Here is a 3,271-nt window from a genome sequence, read left to right on the forward strand (position 1 = left end):
ATCTGCCTCGTGCGCTAAATATCGGCTCCCGTGCAAAACCCTCCTTGTGGGAGAACGGAAGCACTCCACCGCCCTCTTGCCATTCGCCCCTTCCCCGGTGTACCCAATCTCCCAACTCGAACATCTGGAAAGGAGGGCTGCGTGTTTATCGATCACCATCGTCAGCGTGGCCCGATTTGCGCCCTGCGAGCTTGCTTGCAGGGCTGACCGGACGGTCCGGGTTTTTCCCGTTTCGATTTTTGGTCTGCCCTTCGTGGTGCCGCTAAGCTGATCCGTTGATCAGCCGGCGCACCGTCAAAGTGCATCAGCCGGACTTTCCGGCAAGACCAGAGAAATCGAATGGCCTTGATCAGCCTCAAATCCCTCGGCGTCACCATGAGTGCGCCGCTCTTCTCCAATCTCGATCTCACGATCGGCGCGGGCGACCGGCTCGGCATCGTCGCGGCCAATGGCCGAGGCAAATCCACCTTGCTCAAATGCCTGGCCGGCGAACTCGATCCCACCGCCGGCGACATCACCCGCTCGCGCGGCCTGCGCGTCGGCCATGTCGAGCAATCCGTTCCCGAGACGCTGCTCGATCGCAGCTTCCATGACGTCGTCGCCGATGCCTTGCCGGCCGAGCAGCGCGACAGCGAGCTCTGGCGCGTCGACGTGGTGCTGGATTCGCTCGACGTGCCGGAAGACATGCGCGGCCGTCCGATGCGCGCACTGAGCGGTGGCTGGCAGCGGCTGGCGCTGATCGCGCGCGTCTGGGTCGCCGATCCGGACGTGCTTCTGCTCGACGAGCCGACCAACCATCTCGACCTCGCCAGGATCAGCCAGTTGGAGGACTGGCTCAACGCGCTGCCGCGCGACGTGCCTGTGATCATCGCCAGCCATGACCGCGCTTTCCTCGACGCCACCACCAACCGCACGCTGTTCCTGCGTCCCGAAGACTCACCGGTGTTCGCTCTGCCCTATTCACGCGCCAGGCATGCGCTCGACGAACTCGACGCCTCGACGGCGCGCAAGTTCCAGCGCGACATGAAGATCGCTCAGCAGTTGCGCAAGCAGGCCGCCAAGCTGAACAACATCGGCATCAATTCAGGCAGCGACCTTTTGACGGTGAAGACCAAGCAGTTGAAAGAACGGGCCGAGAAACTCGAGGACGCGGCGGTGGCCGCGCATCGCGAGCGCTCGGCCGGGGCGATCAGGCTGGCGAACCGCGGCACCCACGCCAAGGTGCTGGTCACGCTGGAGGACGCGGCGGTCGAAACGCCTGACGGCACTGTGCTGTTCAGGACCGGAAAGCGCCATATCTGCCAGGACGATCGCATCGTGCTGCTTGGCCGCAACGGCGTCGGCAAGACGCGCTTCATCGCTATGATCCGCAACGCCATCGCCGAACCGGGCTCGATCGCGAACATCAAGGTGACGCCGTCGACCGCGCTTGGCTACAGCGACCAGGCGCTGTCGGGCATCAATGGCGACGACACGCCGCTGGCGATGGTCTCGCGCCGCTTCGAGATCGGCGAGCAGCGGGCGCGTTCGCTCCTTGCCGGCGCCGGCGTCGCCATCGAGATGCAGGAAAAAAAGATCGGCGCCCTGTCGGGCGGGCAACGGTCGAGACTGATGATGCTGGTGTTGCGGCTGACCAACCCCAATTTCTATCTGCTCGATGAGCCGACCAACCATCTCGACATCGATGGCCAGGAAGCGTTGGAGGACGAGTTGCTGAAGCATCAGGCAAGCTGTCTGCTTGCCTCGCACGACCGCTCCTTCATCCGCGCCGTCGGCAACCGCTTCTGGCTGATCGAGACGCGGCGGCTGACCGAGGTCGACGACCCGGAAGCGTTCTTCCGCTCCGTCGCCGAAACGCCGAACTGATAGATGATACACCCGCCGGGCAGTCGCCGCCGGCCCGGCAATACTTTTCCATCTGCTAAAAAAGGAGCATCTTGGATTGCTCAGCCATGGAGGGAACGGGCCATGCGTGCAGTGGAAATCGTCAGCAATCTCTACAAAGCCTATGCGGATCGCGACATCGAGGGTGCCCTGGCGCAGTGCGCCGAGGATGTCGTGTTCCGCTGGATTGCCGATCCCCGGCAATCGCGTCATGCCGGCACCGCGCACGGCAAACAGGAATTCCTCTCCAGGCTCCTGGCGCTCGACGATGACTTCGAATACCGCCACTTCGTCCCGGTCGAGATCATCGACGGCGGCGACAAGGTTGCCGCGCAGGTCGAGATCCATATGACGCGCCGTACCACCGGCGAGGAGCTCATCATGCGCACCGCCAATTTTTGGACGGTCCGCGACGGCGAGATCATCGAGATGGTGGAATATTACGACACCGCGCTGGCGGCATCGGTGTTCTGAAAAAGATTTGGAGCGATCTGTCGGATCGCCTCTTGCCGCCTCGTCCTTGGGATGCCGACACGATGATGCCGGCATCAACCAGGGAGAATTGTCATGTCGGTACTGTCGTCCATCGGCCGCCTCGCCAGCCGGTATGCCCAGGCGCGTGCCCGTCACCGCAGCGAGCGCATCCTGCTTTCGCTGCCCGCAGAGCTGCGCAAGGACATCGGCTTTCCGGAGATTTTCGAAACGCGCGAAAGCCGCCGCGCCAGCACCTTCTCGGCGAAGGTCATATAAAACGATGCTTTCAATGCGATTGTCCCGCGGCCGCGCGGCTGCAAGGCAAGGCGCTTAAGAGGAATTTCTGGAGGCATGTAGGATCGCCGCCGCTTCGTCCGTCCTTGGGCCGCAAGCCAGGTCAAACCCGTGAAAAGGAACACGAATATGAACGACCAGACCCCGCCCCGCGCCAAGGTCCTTGGCGGACTGACCCCCTACCTGCAGGTCGACGGCGCCATCAAGGCCGCCGAATTCTACAAGAAGGCTTTTGGCGCGGAGGAAGTGTTCGCCTACCCGCCGGACGACAAGGGCCGCACCATGCACATCCATCTCTACGTCAACGGCTCGACGCTGATGCTGGGCGATGCCTATCCCGAACACGGCCATCCGCATCAGGCGGCGCAGGGCTACACGCTACAGCTTCATCTCGGCAGTGACGACATCGATGCCTGGTGGAAGCGTGCGGTCGATGCCGGCTGCGAGGTCGTCACCCCGCTGCAGGTGATGTTCTGGGGCGATCGCTGGGGCCAGGTGAAGGACCCGTTCGGCGTCGCCTGGGCGATGAACGCGCCGGTGAAATGAGCCGTCCACCTCTCCCCCTGTGAGGGCTTTGCACGGAACTGAGTTGGTGATTCGGTAGGTCCGGAATGAAGGG

4 protein-coding genes are annotated in these 3,271 nt (G+C 63.1%); all 4 read left to right on the forward strand.

Annotated features, from left to right (window positions below):
* Positions 1-339: 339 nt before the first annotated feature.
* Complete coding sequence (locus E5X34_RS32405) at positions 340-1,866, forward strand: ABC-F family ATP-binding cassette domain-containing protein (RefSeq protein ID WP_292573253.1); 1,527 nt, start codon at positions 340-342, stop codon at positions 1,864-1,866.
* Between the two features lie 102 nt (positions 1,867-1,968).
* Positions 1,969-2,358 (forward strand): nuclear transport factor 2 family protein, encoded by a 390-nt coding sequence (locus E5X34_RS32410; RefSeq protein ID WP_292573256.1) that lies wholly within the window; start codon positions 1,969-1,971, stop codon positions 2,356-2,358.
* Between the two features lie 93 nt (positions 2,359-2,451).
* Positions 2,452-2,634 (forward strand): hypothetical protein, encoded by a 183-nt coding sequence (locus tag E5X34_RS32415; RefSeq protein WP_292573259.1) that lies wholly within the window; start codon positions 2,452-2,454, stop codon positions 2,632-2,634.
* 147 nt (positions 2,635-2,781) lie between these two features.
* The gene (locus tag E5X34_RS32420) at positions 2,782-3,198 is read left to right on the forward strand and encodes a glyoxalase/bleomycin resistance/extradiol dioxygenase family protein (RefSeq protein ID WP_127864537.1); all 417 of its coding nucleotides are present in this window, start codon (positions 2,782-2,784) and stop codon (positions 3,196-3,198) included.
* Positions 3,199-3,271: the final 73 nt, after the last annotated feature.

This window comes from Mesorhizobium sp., from assembly GCF_004963255.1.
In the GTDB taxonomy this organism is placed as follows: domain Bacteria; phylum Pseudomonadota; class Alphaproteobacteria; order Rhizobiales; family Rhizobiaceae; genus Mesorhizobium.